At 60.3% G+C, this 14,852-nt stretch carries 15 protein-coding genes, 1 pseudogene and 1 riboswitch; of the genes and pseudogenes, 14 read left to right on the top strand and 2 right to left on the bottom strand.

What is annotated here, in order from left to right:
• Positions 1-34: 34 nt before the first annotated feature.
• Together FJV83_RS17915 and FJV83_RS17910 are read left to right on the top strand one after the other, a co-directional pair.
• Positions 35-386: pseudogene (locus FJV83_RS17915) on the top strand (Tn3 family transposase); the annotation flags it as partial.
• Positions 387-630: 244 nt separating this feature from the next.
• Positions 631-1,023 (top strand): hypothetical protein, encoded by a 393-nt coding sequence (locus FJV83_RS17910; RefSeq protein ID WP_142886643.1) that lies wholly within the window; start codon positions 631-633, stop codon positions 1,021-1,023.
• 96 nt (positions 1,024-1,119) lie between these two features.
• On the opposite strand, the gene FJV83_RS17905 is transcribed toward FJV83_RS17910, so the two are convergent.
• Entirely contained in the window at positions 1,120-1,794 is a 675-nt protein-coding gene (locus tag FJV83_RS17905; protein WP_245318402.1) for a DUF309 domain-containing protein, read from the bottom strand.
• Here FJV83_RS17905 and FJV83_RS37010 point away from each other — a divergent pair.
• From FJV83_RS37010 to FJV83_RS17850, 11 genes are all read left to right on the top strand, one after another.
• Positions 1,719-2,051 (top strand): MFS transporter, encoded by a 333-nt coding sequence (locus FJV83_RS37010; RefSeq protein WP_095776012.1) that lies wholly within the window; start codon positions 1,719-1,721, stop codon positions 2,049-2,051. The genes FJV83_RS17905 and FJV83_RS37010 overlap by 76 nt on opposite strands.
• Complete coding sequence (locus tag FJV83_RS17895; protein WP_095776013.1) at positions 2,044-3,699, top strand: MFS transporter; 1,656 nt, start codon at positions 2,044-2,046, stop codon at positions 3,697-3,699. The genes FJV83_RS37010 and FJV83_RS17895 overlap by 8 nt, the downstream gene beginning before the upstream one ends.
• Positions 3,700-4,011: 312 nt before the next feature.
• Complete coding sequence (queC, locus tag FJV83_RS17890) at positions 4,012-4,710, top strand: 7-cyano-7-deazaguanine synthase QueC (RefSeq protein WP_095776014.1); 699 nt, start codon at positions 4,012-4,014, stop codon at positions 4,708-4,710.
• Positions 4,710-5,066 carry a 6-carboxytetrahydropterin synthase QueD gene (gene queD / locus FJV83_RS17885; RefSeq protein ID WP_095776015.1) on the top strand — a complete coding sequence of 119 codons (357 nt, stop codon included), beginning with the start codon at positions 4,710-4,712 and terminating at the stop codon, positions 5,064-5,066. Before queC ends, queD begins: the two co-directional genes overlap by 1 nt.
• Positions 5,063-5,800 carry a 7-carboxy-7-deazaguanine synthase QueE gene (queE, locus tag FJV83_RS17880; RefSeq protein ID WP_095776016.1) on the top strand — a complete coding sequence of 246 codons (738 nt, stop codon included), beginning with the start codon at positions 5,063-5,065 and terminating at the stop codon, positions 5,798-5,800. The genes queD and queE overlap by 4 nt, the downstream gene beginning before the upstream one ends.
• A gap of 242 nt (positions 5,801-6,042) precedes the next feature.
• A riboswitch (TPP riboswitch) is annotated at positions 6,043-6,159 on the top strand.
• 103 nt (positions 6,160-6,262) lie between these two features.
• Positions 6,263-8,098 (top strand): phosphomethylpyrimidine synthase ThiC, encoded by a 1,836-nt coding sequence (gene thiC, locus FJV83_RS17875; RefSeq protein WP_142886642.1) that lies wholly within the window; start codon positions 6,263-6,265, stop codon positions 8,096-8,098.
• Positions 8,095-9,096: a glycine oxidase ThiO gene (gene thiO / locus FJV83_RS17870; RefSeq protein WP_095775740.1), complete on the top strand. Its 1,002-nt coding sequence runs from the start codon at positions 8,095-8,097 to the stop codon at positions 9,094-9,096. Before thiC ends, thiO begins: the two co-directional genes overlap by 4 nt.
• A complete protein-coding gene (gene thiS, locus FJV83_RS17865) occupies positions 9,065-9,262 on the top strand; it encodes a sulfur carrier protein ThiS (RefSeq protein ID WP_095775739.1) in 198 nt (65 codons plus the stop codon). The genes thiO and thiS overlap by 32 nt, the downstream gene beginning before the upstream one ends.
• 3 nt (positions 9,263-9,265) lie before the next feature.
• Complete coding sequence (locus FJV83_RS17860; RefSeq protein ID WP_095775738.1) at positions 9,266-10,039, top strand: thiazole synthase; 774 nt, start codon at positions 9,266-9,268, stop codon at positions 10,037-10,039.
• A complete protein-coding gene (locus FJV83_RS17855; RefSeq protein WP_095775737.1) occupies positions 10,036-10,641 on the top strand; it encodes a thiamine phosphate synthase in 606 nt (201 codons plus the stop codon). Before FJV83_RS17860 ends, FJV83_RS17855 begins: the two co-directional genes overlap by 4 nt.
• Entirely contained in the window at positions 10,632-11,393 is a 762-nt protein-coding gene (locus FJV83_RS17850) for a hydroxymethylpyrimidine/phosphomethylpyrimidine kinase (RefSeq protein ID WP_142886641.1), read from the top strand. The genes FJV83_RS17855 and FJV83_RS17850 overlap by 10 nt, the downstream gene beginning before the upstream one ends.
• 625 nt (positions 11,394-12,018) lie before the next feature.
• Here FJV83_RS17850 and pmtA read toward each other — a convergent pair.
• Positions 12,019-12,591, bottom strand: a complete 573-nt coding sequence (gene pmtA / locus FJV83_RS17845) for a phospholipid N-methyltransferase PmtA (RefSeq protein ID WP_142886640.1) — start codon at positions 12,589-12,591, stop codon at positions 12,019-12,021.
• 395 nt (positions 12,592-12,986) lie between these two features.
• Between pmtA and FJV83_RS17835 the strand changes: the two genes are divergently transcribed.
• Positions 12,987-14,654, top strand: coding sequence for an ABC transporter ATP-binding protein (locus FJV83_RS17835; protein WP_245318364.1), 1,668 nt, complete (start codon positions 12,987-12,989; stop codon positions 14,652-14,654).
• Positions 14,655-14,852: the final 198 nt, after the last annotated feature.

Genomic DNA, 14,852 nt, shown 5'->3' with positions numbered 1-14,852 from the left:
GATATCACACCACTTTGTCGTTCGAATTATCTGTCGCTGTACGGAATTAAGCCGATCTTCAGTCTTCTTTCATGAGCGTGGCGAACTCCGCGACCGGTCATTCGAAAGTCAGGCATTCCGCGCATCGGGCCTCAATCTTGTCGTTAGCGCGATCGTCCACTGGAACACTGTCTATCTCGACCGCGCGGTCACAGAGCTCAAACGAGCGGGAAGGAACGTCCCAGATACGCTTGAAGCATATCTCGCCGCCGAATTGGGAGCACATCAACCTGACGGGCATCTACACCTGGCATAGCGAGCAACGTCTCCCGGAAGGCTCCAGGTCGCTTCGCCTCCCGGCAGGGCTACGCCGTGCCGCACAACGTTCCTGCTCCCTTCGCCCTTAGCCTACGATTCCGCACTGCTCTTGTTCCGACCCGGATTGGCCGGCGCAAGCGATCCTCGAACATGTGAAGCAAGTCGCACCTCGATGGGCGGCGGCTCCGGACCCGCTGAAACTGTCGCATTCGTCACCTTGAAGTCAGCTTCGCACCGACGCCGCCGTTGTGCCGCAGTCAGGCTAGGTGGTCGCGTGAGTGGGGCCCTGCAAAGCGTCGGGATACCGAACCTGGACAAGCGTTCACATCATCGTTGCAACCCAACGGCCTCGTGAAGCGGCCACAGTCGATCTGGGGCGGCATCGACCTCGCTGCCATCGCCAACGAAGTCGCTGAAGTGAAGACGGAAGGTGCGATCGCCAAAGCGACGCCGCCGCTGCTTTTTTCCGAAGATCTTCGTCCTCAGCCAATGCTCACCACCGGTGAAGCAGTATCCGACGCCAAGGGCGTGATCGTTCCGGAGGGATCGATTCCTAAGCCGCCGACGGTTGAGGAAATGCCGATGGCGGAAGCATCGAACGCACAGACCGGAGGCAGACGAACCCGCAAGTTAAAGCGGTGGCAGAAAGATGTTCCTTTGCCGAGAGGTGAACGATGGAAGCGGCGCCTTCCATGGGTGCTCCGCCAGAGCCGGGGTCAGCGGTAGGCCCACTGCTCCAGGATTGAAGCTGCCCTTGTCAAACTCACAGACCGGCAGTGCATCCAGTTAACGAAGAAGTTTGAACCGCACGCTAGGTGACGCCTATCGGCCGTCCCCGGATTTCGGTGCAAGAATGAAATTGAAAACGGGCTCAGGCAGGCCAGGCATCGGCTCTCGCAAAACAACCGGGAGAGTTGTGGCCGCTTCGGCTTCGACCGCGAGGGCGGCGGGTGTCATTCCGATTGCCGCCTCGAAGAGCCGGCTCTGCAGAAGCGCCACCTGACGAAAGAGCGCTGCAGCCCTTGCGGCATGGCGCGCGGCAGCGACCCTCTTTCCCTCGCGGATCTTCACCCCGGCCGCCGCCAACAGGATCAATCCCTTGAAGAAAAGGCGATGCTGGGCGCTTTGTTTCGCAGCATGCCATAGAGGCTCCCAAGCCTCATGAGCTTCCCAGTAATAGCCGTGGTTGAAAAGGTCGATTCCCCATCGGAACACGTTTGAGGTGAGTGATTCCTCGACCGTAACAACGGTCACCGGGTCGCTTTGATAACTGTGACCCAACGGATCACGAATCGGATGTGGATGTTTGCCAGGCAGGTATGCGTAGCCCGGGAAACTCTTTTCGGGCAGCAGGCGAGGACGTGACATAGACCCAGCAATCACGAAAGCATGTTGGTGGCAATTCCAGATGAAGTAATCGCTTGCGCCAGAGTGCCAGCGGTAAAGAAATATCTTGCGCTGCCCCGACAAAATGCGCTCATGGGGCCATTCCTCCACGGGCACGTGCGCCGGGAGCGCCGCTCGAGAATGCGACCTTTCGTTCGATCTGGCTTACCACGCAGGTCGCCAGCCTTGGCTGGCTGATTCAAACCGTCGCCATCAGCTGGCCGATGGCGACTATTTCGACTTCGGACGTGATGGTCGCCTCATCGGAGCAAAACAGTTTCTCTCAATTTGCCAGCCGCCACGGTTCAGTCGAGATTACATGCGAGACGGCCGATACCGGAAAGCAAAGGTTCGCAAAAAATGAGTAGAGTGGCTGGATCAGTTGAAGATTTGGCTGCGCCGACGACCTTTGCGCCACTCATGCAGCCGACCTTTCGTTCGATCTGGCTCGCCACGCAGGTCTCAAGCCTCGGCTGGTTGATGCAGACTGTTGCCATCAGCTGGCTGATGGCAACGATCTCGACTTCCGATCTGATGGTTGCGCTGGTACAGGCTTCATCGAACCTGCCCGCGTTCATTTTATCTGTCTTCGCCGGGGTGCTCGCCGACAATTTCAGCCGTCGCAGGGTCATGTTCGCCGGCCGCTGCCTTATGGTGATAGCCTCTGCGATGCTGACCGCTGTTGTCGCGCTGGGCTTTGTTAGTCCGTGGATGATCCTCGGCTTCAGCTTCTTGATCGCAAGCGGCGGTGCTCTCAACGATCCCGCCTGGCAAGCGTCTGTCGGCGATATCGTGGATCGACGCGACGTTCCCGCTGCCGTCACTCTGCTCTCCGTCGGCTTCAACACTGTGCGGACGGTGGGCCCGGCGCTCGGCGGCATCGTGGTTGCCTCGTTCGGGCTTATGGCGGCCTTCTGTGTGACCACCCTCACCTATTTGGTACCCCTGGCCACCATATGGCGCTGCAAGTGGAAGGTTCGCTCCTCACCTCTTCCACGCGAGTCGATGAGGACGGCCATCTATGATGGGCTGCGGTTCACGGCGATGTCATCGGAAATCAAGGCGGCGATCGCTCGTGGAACCCTCTTTGGTCTGGCGAGCATCGCCATACTCGCGCTGCTGCCGCTGGTTGTCCGCGATCATTTGGGCGGAGGACCGCTCGCCTATGGCACGCTCATGGCCGGCTTCGGAACGGGCGCCGTCTTTGCCGGCCTCTCCAACGGCACATTCAGACGGAGCTTATCGCAGGAACGGTTGATGAGGCTCGCGTGCGTCGCCTGCGCGGCGTGCTCTCTTTCCCTTGCACTGACCTCTTCCATTGCGGTGGCGGCACTTGCGCTCGCCCTGGGCGGCGCGGGCTGGGTCACCGCCTGGTCCGGGGTTGGTGTGAGCGTGCAGCTGGCGAGCCCGCGCTGGGTCGTGGGGCGCACCATCTCGATCTATTATGCATTAATCGATGGCGGCATCGCGGCCGGCAGCTGGGTATGGGGCACGGTTTCCCAGAACCATTCGCTGACTTTGGCACTGGAGGGCTCCGCTGGTGCTCTGCTGCTGGTTGCCGCCGCGGGAGTCCTGTTTCCCCTTCGCGAGCGCCGCGAGTCCGAGCCCGATCCTTTGGACGAATTCGACGCCCCGGCTGTCGCTCTCAATTTGAAGCCGAGAAGCGGCCCGATCGTGGTCAAGGTCAAATATCTGATAGCCGAGAAGAATCTCGAGGCCTTCCTCGACCTCATGCGGCAGCGGCGTCATGTCCACAGCCGCGTCGGTGCGCGGAACTGGACCCTTCAGCGCAACCTGCAGAAGCCCATCCAATGGACAGAAACGTTCCGTACGCCGACCTGGACGGACTATCTTCGCTTAAACCATCGTCTCACGGAAGTAGACAAGGAACTGGACGAGCGTATCTTCCAGTTGCATGGGGGAGAGGAAGCGCCTCAAATGACGCTTTCGATTGAGCGGCCGACAAGCTCGGCCCGCAAACCCTATCAGTCAATCCTTCACCTTCCCCGTCATTGAAGCGAGACTGCCGAGGACCTTTTCCGTCCGTCGATCACACTCGCCGCATGGATCGCTTCCGGTCTGTGGAGTCGGGCGCGCGTTTGCGGCGGGACCATATTGCCGAGGAGGTCGGGGCCAGTCGCGTTCAGGTGCGAGCTCTTTTCGCCGCCTGCGCGTCAAATTGCGTGCAAGTCGTGTTGGGCCCCTGGCACCAGGGTGCGTGCGCCTCAATTGCGTCCACCCCATTCACAAAAGCGGCTCCGTGGAGTACTGGGCACGCAGAGAAATCTCCGGTCGCAGCCTTACCCGGTCAAAACAAGGAATCAAACCATGAATGCCCTCGTCATCTGCTCCGGCGGATTGGACTCTGTTTCGCTCGCTCACAAGGTGGCGACCGAACAGAAACTCATTGGCCTGCTTTCGTTCGATTACGGCCAGAGGCACAAAAAGGAACTTGGCTTTGCCTCTATCTGCGCCAAACGGCTGGGTGTTCGGCACCAGATCGTCGATATCCGCGATGTCGGCCGGAACCTGAGCGGCTCGGCGCTGACTGATAGTGTGGACGTGCCCGACGGGCACTATGCCGAAGACTCCATGAGGATCACGGTGGTGCCGAACAGGAACGCCATCATGCTGGCTATTGCCTTCGGGGTTGCCGCCGCGCAGAAGGCCGATGCGGTGGCCACTGCCGTCCACGGCGGAGATCATTTCATCTATCCCGATTGCCGGCCCGCTTTTATCGATGCCTTTCAGACGATGCAAAACCATGCGCTCGCAGGCTACGCCGATATCCGCCTTTACGCTCCCTATGTGAATATGTCGAAGGCCGACATCGTCAGCGAGGGGACAAAGTACGCCACACCGTTCGAAGCGACGTGGTCCTGCTACAAGGGCGGCGCACGTCATTGCGGTCGCTGCGGGACATGCATCGAACGGCGTGAGGCATTCGACCTGGCCGGCATTGCCGACCCGACAGATTATGAGGACGCGGACTTCTGGCACCACGCTATCCAGACAAGGAGCGCGTGATGTTCCGCATTACCAAAGAGTTCCATTTCTCGGCCTCACATCAGCTCACCTCCTTGCCACCCGATCATCAGTGCGCGCGCCTACACGGCCACAATTACATCGTCGTAGTGGAGCTTTCAGGTGGCGAACTGGACGAACATGGCTTTGTGCGCGACTACCAAGACGTGGCGGCGCTCAAGCACTACATCGATGGGACGTTCGACCATCGGCATCTTAACGACGTCCTGGGGCATGACCGTGTCACGGCGGAATGTCTGGCCAGGCACTTCTACGACTGGTGCAAAGTGCGGCTCCCACAAACCTCCGCCGTGCGGGTGAGCGAGACGCCGAAAACCTGGGCGGAATACCGGCCATGACTTACGCAATGCAGCCCGGAATCCGCGTGAGCGAGATTTTTGGGCCGACCATTCAGGGCGAAGGCATGCTGATCGGCTTGCCCACGGTGTTCGTAAGAACAGGCGGGTGCGATTATCGCTGTTCCTGGTGCGACAGCCTGCATGCGGTAGACAGTCGCTTCCGCCATGATTGGGAGATGATGTCAACCGGTGCAGTCTGGCAAAAGGTCATTGCGCTTTCCGGCGGTCAGCCCGTGATGGTGTCGCTGTCGGGCGGCAATCCGGCCATTCAACCGCTTGGCGCGCTGATCGACCACGGGCATAGTGAGGGCTACCGCTTTGCATTGGAAACCCAAGGCTCGGTGCCTAAGGAATGGTTCGCGGATCTCGACGTGCTGGTGCTCAGCCCCAAGCCACCCTCAAGCGAAATGACGACAGATTGGGCCGCGTTCGACACCTGCGTCGAGGCGGCGCTGGATAAGCCGCGGATGGCGCTCAAGCTCGTCGTCTTCGACGATGACGACTATGCCTATGCCAAAGACGCCGCGGCGCGCTATCCGCAACTACCCGTCTATCTGCAGCCTGGCAATCACACGCCGCCGCGTCCCGGTAACGAAGACGCGTTGATCGACATGGCCGGTGTGATGAAACGCATGGAATGGCTGGTCGAAAAGGTGACCCGTGACAGGTGGTTCGAGGCTCGTGTACTGCCGCAACTTCATGTTCTGCTTTGGGGAAACAAACGGGGCGTCTAGCCCACGCGGCCGATGACGTAAGACGGACATCCAGTTGTCGGCAGCAACGTCGGTCCAAGAAAGCCCGAAAATGCCGTGCTGGAAAAGGTTTCGAATCCGCATGCCTGTCGTGGGTGCTTCGCGCTCCTCTAGGCGTGACTTGCTCTCGACACGTGCGCGCGCTTCCCCAGGGTTGATTGGTCGCCGATCGCCGCCTCGGGCCGAATGCGCTTGACAAGATAGCGCAGGCCCGTTCAACCTAGGGCATTCACCAGGGGAGTCCCGGCAAGGGGCTGAGATACTGCTGGCTTTCGCGGCGCAGTGACCCGTTGAACCTGATCCAGTTCATACTGGCGTAGGGACGGTGCAAGCGCTTTGCGGGAGTTTACGCCCGAGGTCCTGTTTCGGCAGGTCGAGCAAAGCGTCTTTTCATCCTTCCGGCACAGAACTGGGTCTCCAATGCATGAGCAAAGGAGCCTCACGATGAATGCCCTCACCCCCGCCGTGTCGACGGGACCACTGCCCGCCTCGCGGAAAATCCACAAGCCCGGCGTCCTCTACCCGCAGATCAGGGTGCCGATGCGCGAGATTTCCGTCCATCCGACGGCCGGCGAACCGCCCGTCACCGTCTACGATCCGTCCGGCCCCTACACCGATCCATCAGTCGAAACCAGCATCGAAAAAGGCCTTGCCCGGCTTCGCCACGAATGGGTCACGGCGCGTGGCGATGTCGAAGCCTATGACGGCCGCCACGTCCGGCCGGAAGACAATGGATTCGCCACCGGCGAGCGCCTGACACCGGAATTTCCGATACGCAATCGGCCGCTCAAGGCCAAGCAGGGCAAGGCGGTGACCCAACTTGCCTATGCGCGCGCCGGCATCATCACGCCAGAAATGGAGTTCGTAGCCATCCGCGAGAATCTCGGCCGCGAGGTGATGCGCGGCAAGCTGCAACGCGACGGCGAAGCCTTCGGCGCGGCGATCCCAGATTTCGTCACACCCGAATTCGTGCGCGACGAGGTGGCGCGCGGACGCGCAATCATTCCCGCCAACATCAATCATCCCGAGAGCGAGCCGATGATCATCGGTCGCAATTTTCTGGTCAAGATCAACGCCAACATCGGCAACTCGGCTGTCACATCATCGATGGCCGAAGAGGTCGAAAAAATGGTCTGGGCGATCCGCTGGGGCGCGGACACGGTGATGGACCTGTCGACCGGCCGCAACATCCACAACATCCGCGACTGGATCGTGCGCAATGCGCCGGTGCCGATCGGTACGGTGCCGCTCTATCAGGCGCTGGAAAAGGTCAACGGCATCGCCGAGGACCTGAACTGGGAGGTCTACCGCGACACGCTGATCGAGCAGGCCGAGCAAGGCGTCGACTATTTCACCATCCACGCCGGCGTGCGGCTGCACTACATACCGCTGACCGTCGACCGGGTCACGGGCATCGTCTCGCGCGGCGGCTCGATCATGGCCAAATGGTGCCTGCACCATCACCGGGAGAGCTTCCTCTACGAGCATTTCGAGGAGATCTGCGACATCGCCAGAGCCTATGACGTCTCCTTCTCGCTCGGCGACGGCCTTCGTCCCGGTTCAATCGCCGATGCGAACGACGCGGCGCAATTCGCCGAACTGGAAACACTTGGAGAACTCACCAAGATTGCCTGGGCAAAGGACTGCCAGGTGATGATCGAAGGCCCGGGCCATGTCCCCATGCACAAGATCAAGCAGAACATGGACAAGCAGCTCGCAGTGTGCGGCGAGGCGCCCTTCTATACGCTTGGACCGCTGACGACCGACATTGCGCCGGGCTATGACCACATCACCTCAGGCATCGGCGCTGCCATGATCGGCTGGTTCGGCACCGCAATGCTCTGCTATGTCACGCCCAAGGAACATCTTGGCCTTCCTGATCGCAACGATGTCAAGATTGGCGTGATCACCTACAAGATCGCCGCCCATGCCGCCGACCTGGCGAAGGGCCATCCGGCAGCAAAAGTCAGGGATGATGCCCTTTCCCGCGCGCGCTTCGAGTTCCGCTGGGAGGACCAGTTCAACCTGTCGCTCGATCCCGAAACGGCTCGATCCTTCCACGACCAGACCTTGCCCAAGGTGGCACACAAGGTGGCACATTTCTGCTCGATGTGCGGGCCGAAATTCTGCTCCATGCGTATCTCTCACGACATCCGCGCCGAGGCACAGAAAGAGGGCATGGCGGCAATGGCGGCGAAATATCGCGAAGGCGGCGATCTCTATATGCCTGCTGACGAGACCGGCATCCCGCTCATGCCGCAGGCGCCGGAACCGTCATGAGGGTGCTGGTCAAAGGGGCCGGCGTCGCCGGCCTCACCGCCGCCTTCGAACTCGCCGCCCGCGGCGCGACGGTCACTGTTTTCGAGACAGGGCCTACCCTTGGCGGCAGTGCGTCGTGGTTCGCCGGCGGCATGCTGGCGCCATGGTGCGAGCGCGAAAGCGCCGAGCAGTCCGTGCTCGACCTCGGGCGCAACGCCGCGGACTGGTGGGATGCGGCGACGCCTGACCAGGTGACACGGGCAGGAACACTGGTCGTGGCCGCGCCGCGCGATGCGGGCGAGCTCGACCGGTTCGCCAGCCGCACCTCGGGTCATCGTTGGATCAATGAAGAGGAAATCGCGCAGCTGGAGGCCGACTTCGCCGGTCGATTCCGGCGCGGGCTGTTCTTCCCCGATGAGGCTCATCTCGACCCACGCCACGCGATCGCAGCCCTTCATGACAAGCTCGCCGCCATGGGTGTCGAATTCCACTTCGGCACCGACGCCCAGCATGTTTCCGGTTTCGATCGTCAGATCGACTGCACGGGGATGGCAGCAGCCGATGACAGGCTGCGCGGCGTTCGCGGCGAGATGCTGGTCCTGCGCACGCCTGAGATCGCGCTGTCGCGCCCGGTCCGGCTGCTGCATCCGCGCTTTCCGCTCTACGTGGTGCCGCGCACCGACCACCGTTTCATGGTTGGCGCGACGATGATTGAAAGCCAGTCCGCCGGGCCGGTCACGGCGCGCTCCATGATGGAGCTTCTGAGCGCCGCCTATGCCCTCCATCCGGCCTTTGGCGAGGCCGAGATCGTTGAAACCGGTGTCGGCGTCCGTCCAGCCTTTCCCGACAATCTGCCGCGTGTAGAGGCGTGCGGAAGAACCGTCGCAATCAACGGGCTTTATCGCCATGGCTTTCTTCTTGCGCCCGCCATGGCGCGGCTGGCGGCCGAAATTGTCTTCAGTCACCACAAACCCGTGGAGCTTGCTCATGAAACTGATGGTCAACGGCAAAGCGCATGAGGTTGCCGCCACCACGCTGGCGGAGCTGCTTGCTGCGCTCGACTATGAGGGCGATTGGCTCGCCACTGCCGTCAACAGCGACCTCGTGCACAAAGCCAACCGGGCGGAATTCCAGTTGAGCGACGGCGACCGGATCGAAATCCTCTCACCCATGCAGGGAGGCTAGACCATGTTCGAGCTTTATGGAACCGAGCTTCCGTCGCGTCTGCTTCTCGGCACCGCTCAATATCCTTCGCCGACCATCCTTGCCGAGGCAGTCAAGGCGTCGGGCACGTCGGTGGTGACCGTCTCCTTGCGGCGTGAGATGGCGGGCGGCAGGGCTGGCGAAAAATTCTGGTCGCTGATTCGCGCACTCGGCACGAGAATCCTGCCCAACACCGGCGGCTGCCACTCCGTCAAGGAAGCGGTCACCACCGCGAAGATGGCGCGCGAAGTGTTCGGCACGAGCTGGATCAAGCTCGAAGTGATCGGCAACCACGACACGCTGCAGCCGGACGTGTTCGGCCTGGTCGAAGCGGCGCGCATCCTGTGCGAGGACGGTTTTGCGGTATTCCCCTATACCACCGACGACCTTGTTGTCGCCGAGCGGCTGCTTGCGGCGGGCTGCAAGGTCTTGATGCCGTGGTGCGCACCGATCGGTTCCGCCCTCGGGCCGATCAACATCATGGCGCTGCGCTCGATGCGCGGACATTTCCCAGGCATCCCGCTGATTGTGGATGCAGGGCTCGGACGGCCGTCGCACGCGGCGACCGTGATGGAATTGGGCTTCGACGCAGTGCTCCTGAACACGGCGGTCGCCAAGGCGGCCGACCCCGTCGGCATGGCGCGTGCGTTCGGCAAGGCGGTCGAAGCCGGCCGTGAAGCCTTCCTTTCCGGAATGCTCGAACCGCGCGACGTCGCGGTGCCATCGACGCCGACCATCGGCAGAGCAGTTTTTTCATGAAGCTCGATCCCTTCTACCTGATCGTCGACAGCGCCGCCTGGATCGAAAGGTTGGCGCCGCTCGGCGTCAAGCTGGTTCAGCTTCGCATCAAGACCATGGACGAAGCCGGATTGCGCGCTGAGATCCGCACAGCGAAGGCCTTGTGCGCTCGATACCGGTGCCAGCTCATCGTCAACGACCATTGGGGCCTGGCAATCGAGGAAGGCTGCGATTTCGTGCATCTCGGCCAGGAGGATTTGCAGACCGCCGACCTCTCGCGGATACGGGCAGCCGGCGTGAGGCTCGGACTGAGCACCCATGATGATATCGAACTGGAAACGGCCATGGCCGCCGAGCCCGAGTACATCGCGCTCGGCCCCATCTACCCAACCATCCTGAAGACGATGAAATGGGCCCCGCAAGGGCTCGAACGGATCAGCGCGTGGAAGCGCCGCGTCGCACCGATTCCATTGGTCGCCATTGGTGGGCTCAACCCTGACCGGCTCGACGGTGTCTTTGCGGCCGGTGCGGACAGCGCGGCGGTGGTCACCGACATCACGCTCAACGACGACCCCGAAGCGCGCACGCGGGAATGGATCGAAAAGACAGGCCGATGGCGCTGAGGCGAGACCCTTATGTGCTTGTCGTCGGTGGCTCGGACTCCAGCGGGGGTGCCGGAATCGCGCGCGATATTGAGACGATCTCTTCGATTGGCGTGCGAACCTGCCTGGCTGTCACCGCGCTAACGGTGCAGACACACAAAGCCGTCATGGAAATCCATCATTCGCAGCCCAGTCTGGTGGCCGATCAGATGCGCGCCGCGCTGCAGGCCAACACGGTGGCAGCCATCAAGATCGGCATGCTCGCAACGGCCGAGATCGTTGTTGCCGTTGCCGGCGTGCTGCGCGAAAATCCGCGGGCGCCCGCAATCCTCGACCCCGTGCTCGCCTCGACCTCAGGCCGGGCGCTTCTTGAAGCCGATGCCGTCGCCGTCATGAAGCGTGAGCTGATGCCGCTTTGCCGCCTGGTCACACCCAATCTCATCGAGTTGGCGCTCCTTGCCGGCGCGGAGCAAGCGGTCGACGAAGATGGCGCGGTCAGGCAAGGCCAGGAACTCTTGGCCGCCAGCGCGCAGGCCCTGCTGATCAAGGGCGGCCATGCGACGGGACCCAGATCTACAGATATCCTGTTGCGTCACGAACAAGAACCAATCGGCTTCGATATGCCCCGCCTTGCCGCATCAATGCGCGGGACGGGATGTATGCTGGCCAGTGCGACTGCGGCACATCTGGCGAAAGGGAGATCACTTGAAAACAGCGTGCGCGACAGCAAGCTGTTTGTGTTCGAGAAGCTGCAAGCCGAAAACAGCGAGTGACCGTTTTGCGGCGCTTTGCCGATCACGCCGTAAAGGCTGACGAGCGACCTCCCTTCTCCAACAAAGCGAGCCGAGAGGGCTCGCAGGGAGCGAAAGAACTCGCGTATCCTTTTTTCGCGGTCCGCTGAAAAGTCTTCAGCCTAAACATGACTATTGTGGTTTGCCTGTCGTATTTCCGAACGCCATTGCACTGTAGAGTGACCGAACCTCATCGCGTGCGTGGCACGGAAGGCTGTCGTACAAGCTGAGGCACTACAAGACGGCACAGACCGTCACGCTCTTCAAAGAAGAATATTCTCCAGGGGATCGTCATCAACGATCCGGCGGTCGGGAGGCCCGCCCGGCAAAAAGAGGGCGATGGCTATGATATGGTTGGGGACGAGATGGCATGGTTTGCGTCATGCACCTCCAAAATGGCAGGCCGGTCCCGGTACCGAGACGCCGTCGCGAGATTTTCGCGGCCGTGGTGGCTTCGCCGTTTGTCGTCCGCAGGGCGATGTGCGTAGCAGATGAGTGTGGCATCTGCCAGCGAAAGGGCATAGCGGCCTCCGCAAAACGGCGGCGGCTATAAAAGCGCAATCGATGCGAATTTCGTGATGACCACCGTCCTGTCTTCGGCGTGATTCTACGGGATGCCGCCAGTTTCCGCGCGTCCCGGCTCAGACTGCTCGTCGGTAAGTCCAGAGCTGATTTTGATCACCGGCGACAAAGGTCCGTAGGTGATCTGAATCACCGGTCTGCCAGCGGGTATGCGGGCCAGCAAATCCTCGAGCAGGCCAACACGCTGTTCCATCGGAAAGCTCAACAACGGCACCGCACTTATGACACAGTCGAACTGCTCCCCGCGCCGTTCGGCCAGCACTTCTCCAAGCGCAAACGCATCGCCCAATCGAAAATCCACGCCCGGAAAAGCTCGCGTCAGGCGCTGATAGAAATCCTTGGAATATTCGACCGAAACCAGCTGATGCGGCTTGATGCCTCTTTCCAGGATTGCCTTGGTGATGACGCCAGTTCCCGCGCCAAGTTCAAGAACCGGCAATCCGGATGCCGGATTGATGACGCTTGCCATACGACGCCCGGCATGAACGGACGTTGGCATCAGCGCGCCCACTCGCTTCTTGTCCTTCTGCCAGCCCTTGAAGAATTGCACTTCTTCTTCAAACTTTCTGGCGAGGCGCTCCTTCAATCGAAAGACCATATCCACTCCCTGCTACGGCTATTTGTCTGGGTCATGTTGACGACGCACGTTTGTCCAAGCCTTGCGGCTGCTCAATCATGCGGCACGGATGCGGAAGGTATGGCGGTTTTCATGACCTGGTGAACAACCACTGTTGGCGCACCTTCGGCTCGGCGGCGCTGATCGCTTTCGTAGCTTTCGCGGGTGCCGCCCACAACAGTGACGGCCCTCATGCACTACGAATCAAAGGGTCAAGATGCGTTCTTGGCCAAGCGAACCTTTAAACCAGGCACATTCCTGAATTCAAAACATGTCTCTCCATAACTGTATCCAATCTACAATTGCTTGACAACGGGGGTTTTGAGGTGGTTTGTTCCAGCAGTATCGTTAACAACGATATGTGGGAGGATTTTTCGTTGAACGTCCAAAAATTGCCGCGCCGCAAGCCAGAGGGACCTGAGATTCTGCGTCTCGAAAATCTTTGCATTGCGGCGAGGTCTGATGACAGCCGAGTGGCAACGTCAATCATAAACGGCGTCAACCTGTCGCTACGACGTGGGGAAGTAATAGGCCTGATCGGAGAGTCCGGGGCGGGAAAATCGACCATTGGACTGGCTGCGCTTGGATATACCCGCCCTGGCTGTGAGATCACGGATGGAAAGATTCTATTCGACGGCATGGATCTCCGGACCCTCAACGGGGAGCAACGAAGACAGGTACGGGGGCATCGAATCGCCTATATCGCCCAGAGCGCAGCGGCAGCGTTCAACCCCGCGAAGCGCCTTTATGATCAGGTGTGCGAGGGCCCTGTCCGTCACGGACTGATGAGCTATGAGGAGGCAAAAGCCCAAGCAGTGCAACTCTTTCGCGAATTGGATCTGCCTTCGCCGGAGACGTTTGGCGAGAGATATCCCCATCAAGTTTCTGGAGGTCAGTTGCAGCGAGCAATGGCGGCCATGGCCATGTCATGCCGTCCTGATATCCTGGTTCTGGACGAGCCGACCACTGCGCTTGATGTAACGACGCAAATTGAAGTCCTCGCGTCGATCCGGAGGGTGATCCGCGAGCATCAGACGGCCGGCCTCTATATCACCCATGATCTCGCTGTCGTTGCTCAAATCGCGGATCGCATCGTCGTGCTTCGCAACGGCAATATGGTCGAAGAGGGTGAGACAGAGCAAATACTGAGCCAACCGCGCGTCGAATACACGCGAGCCCTAGTCGCAAATCGGACAAACGTAGCTCAGGAAAGCGAGCGCGCAAGCGAGGCTACTCCGCCCGTGCTTGAGCTCCGAAAGGTCACCGCGAGTTATGCGCAAAACGTTCGCGTGGTAGAAAGCGTTGATTTGTCGGTGGGCAAAGGAGAAACGGTCGCGATCGTAGGCGAGTCCGGAAGCGGAAAAAGTTCCTTAGCTCGCATCATCACAGGGTTGCTCCCAAGTGAATCCGGCAAGATCATATTTGAAGGCTCCGAAATCCCGCCTGCCCTTGGCGCACGGAAAGCCGACCTGCTGCGACGCGTTCAAATGATCTACCAGATGCCCGACGTCGCGCTTAATCCACGCCAACGGGTTAGCGATATTATCGGCCGCCCGCTTTCGTTTTATCTGGGTTTAAGTGGGGTGAAACTGCGCGACCGAGTTGCACAGCTGTTGGAAGACATCGGGTTGTCCTCTGATTTCGCTCGACGCTATCCGAGCCAACTCTCCGGAGGTCAAAAACAGAGAATTTGCATCGCTCGCGCCTTAGCCGCAGAACCAGATCTCCTGATCTGCGACGAGGTAACCTCTGCACTCGACCCCTTGGTCGCAGAGGGCATCCTCGAACTTCTTCGGCGATTGCAACGCGATCGCGGCTACGCGTATCTATTCATAACTCACGACCTCGGCACCGTACGGCGCATCGCGGATCGGGTCGCAATCATGCTGAAGGGCCAAATAGTGGCGCAGGGTGCATGCGCACAGGTCTTTTCCGCGCCAATGCACCCCTACACCGAACTATTGCTTTCGTCGGTCCCGGAGATGAACACCAATTGGCTGGATGACGTCCTTGCAGGTCGCGTTCTGGAATCCTCTCTGTCATGACAATGGCACGTCAATCGTTGTTAAGGAACTCGCTCTCAAACGATAGCCGCGCCGTTGGCGGTGGAAGGCAGTAAGACGACACGGAGTGGACTCCTTATCGACCGCACTTGCGTTGCACGACCATTAACTGTATCCAATCTACAATCGTGACAGCCATACGTGTGTGTAGACGTCGCTGTTGGTCCAGGAAAACTCTGG

It is taken from the genome of Mesorhizobium sp. WSM4307, from assembly GCF_007003945.1.
Taxonomy (GTDB): domain Bacteria; phylum Pseudomonadota; class Alphaproteobacteria; order Rhizobiales; family Rhizobiaceae; genus Mesorhizobium.
Note: the sequence above shows the minus strand (reverse complement) of the source record. Positions and strands in the feature narration are given on the sequence as shown.

Excerpts from the sequence above, each read along its gene's own strand:
- FJV83_RS17895 (WP_095776013.1), top strand. The coding sequence starts at position 2,044 with ATGAGTAGAGTGGCTGGATCAGTTGAAGATTTGGCTGCGCCGACGACC.
- queC (WP_095776014.1), top strand. The coding sequence starts at position 4,012 with ATGAATGCCCTCGTCATCTGCTCCGGCGGATTGGACTCTGTTTCGCTC.
- queD (WP_095776015.1), top strand. The coding sequence starts at position 4,710 with ATGTTCCGCATTACCAAAGAGTTCCATTTCTCGGCCTCACATCAGCTC.
- queE (WP_095776016.1), top strand. The coding sequence starts at position 5,063 with ATGACTTACGCAATGCAGCCCGGAATCCGCGTGAGCGAGATTTTTGGG.
- thiC (WP_142886642.1), top strand. The coding sequence starts at position 6,263 with ATGAATGCCCTCACCCCCGCCGTGTCGACGGGACCACTGCCCGCCTCG.
- thiO (WP_095775740.1), top strand. The coding sequence starts at position 8,095 with ATGAGGGTGCTGGTCAAAGGGGCCGGCGTCGCCGGCCTCACCGCCGCC.
- thiS (WP_095775739.1), top strand. The coding sequence starts at position 9,065 with ATGAAACTGATGGTCAACGGCAAAGCGCATGAGGTTGCCGCCACCACG.
- FJV83_RS17860 (WP_095775738.1), top strand. The coding sequence starts at position 9,266 with ATGTTCGAGCTTTATGGAACCGAGCTTCCGTCGCGTCTGCTTCTCGGC.
- FJV83_RS17855 (WP_095775737.1), top strand. The coding sequence starts at position 10,036 with ATGAAGCTCGATCCCTTCTACCTGATCGTCGACAGCGCCGCCTGGATC.
- FJV83_RS17850 (WP_142886641.1), top strand. The coding sequence starts at position 10,632 with ATGGCGCTGAGGCGAGACCCTTATGTGCTTGTCGTCGGTGGCTCGGAC.
- pmtA (WP_142886640.1), bottom strand. The coding sequence starts at position 12,591 with ATGGTCTTTCGATTGAAGGAGCGCCTCGCCAGAAAGTTTGAAGAAGAA.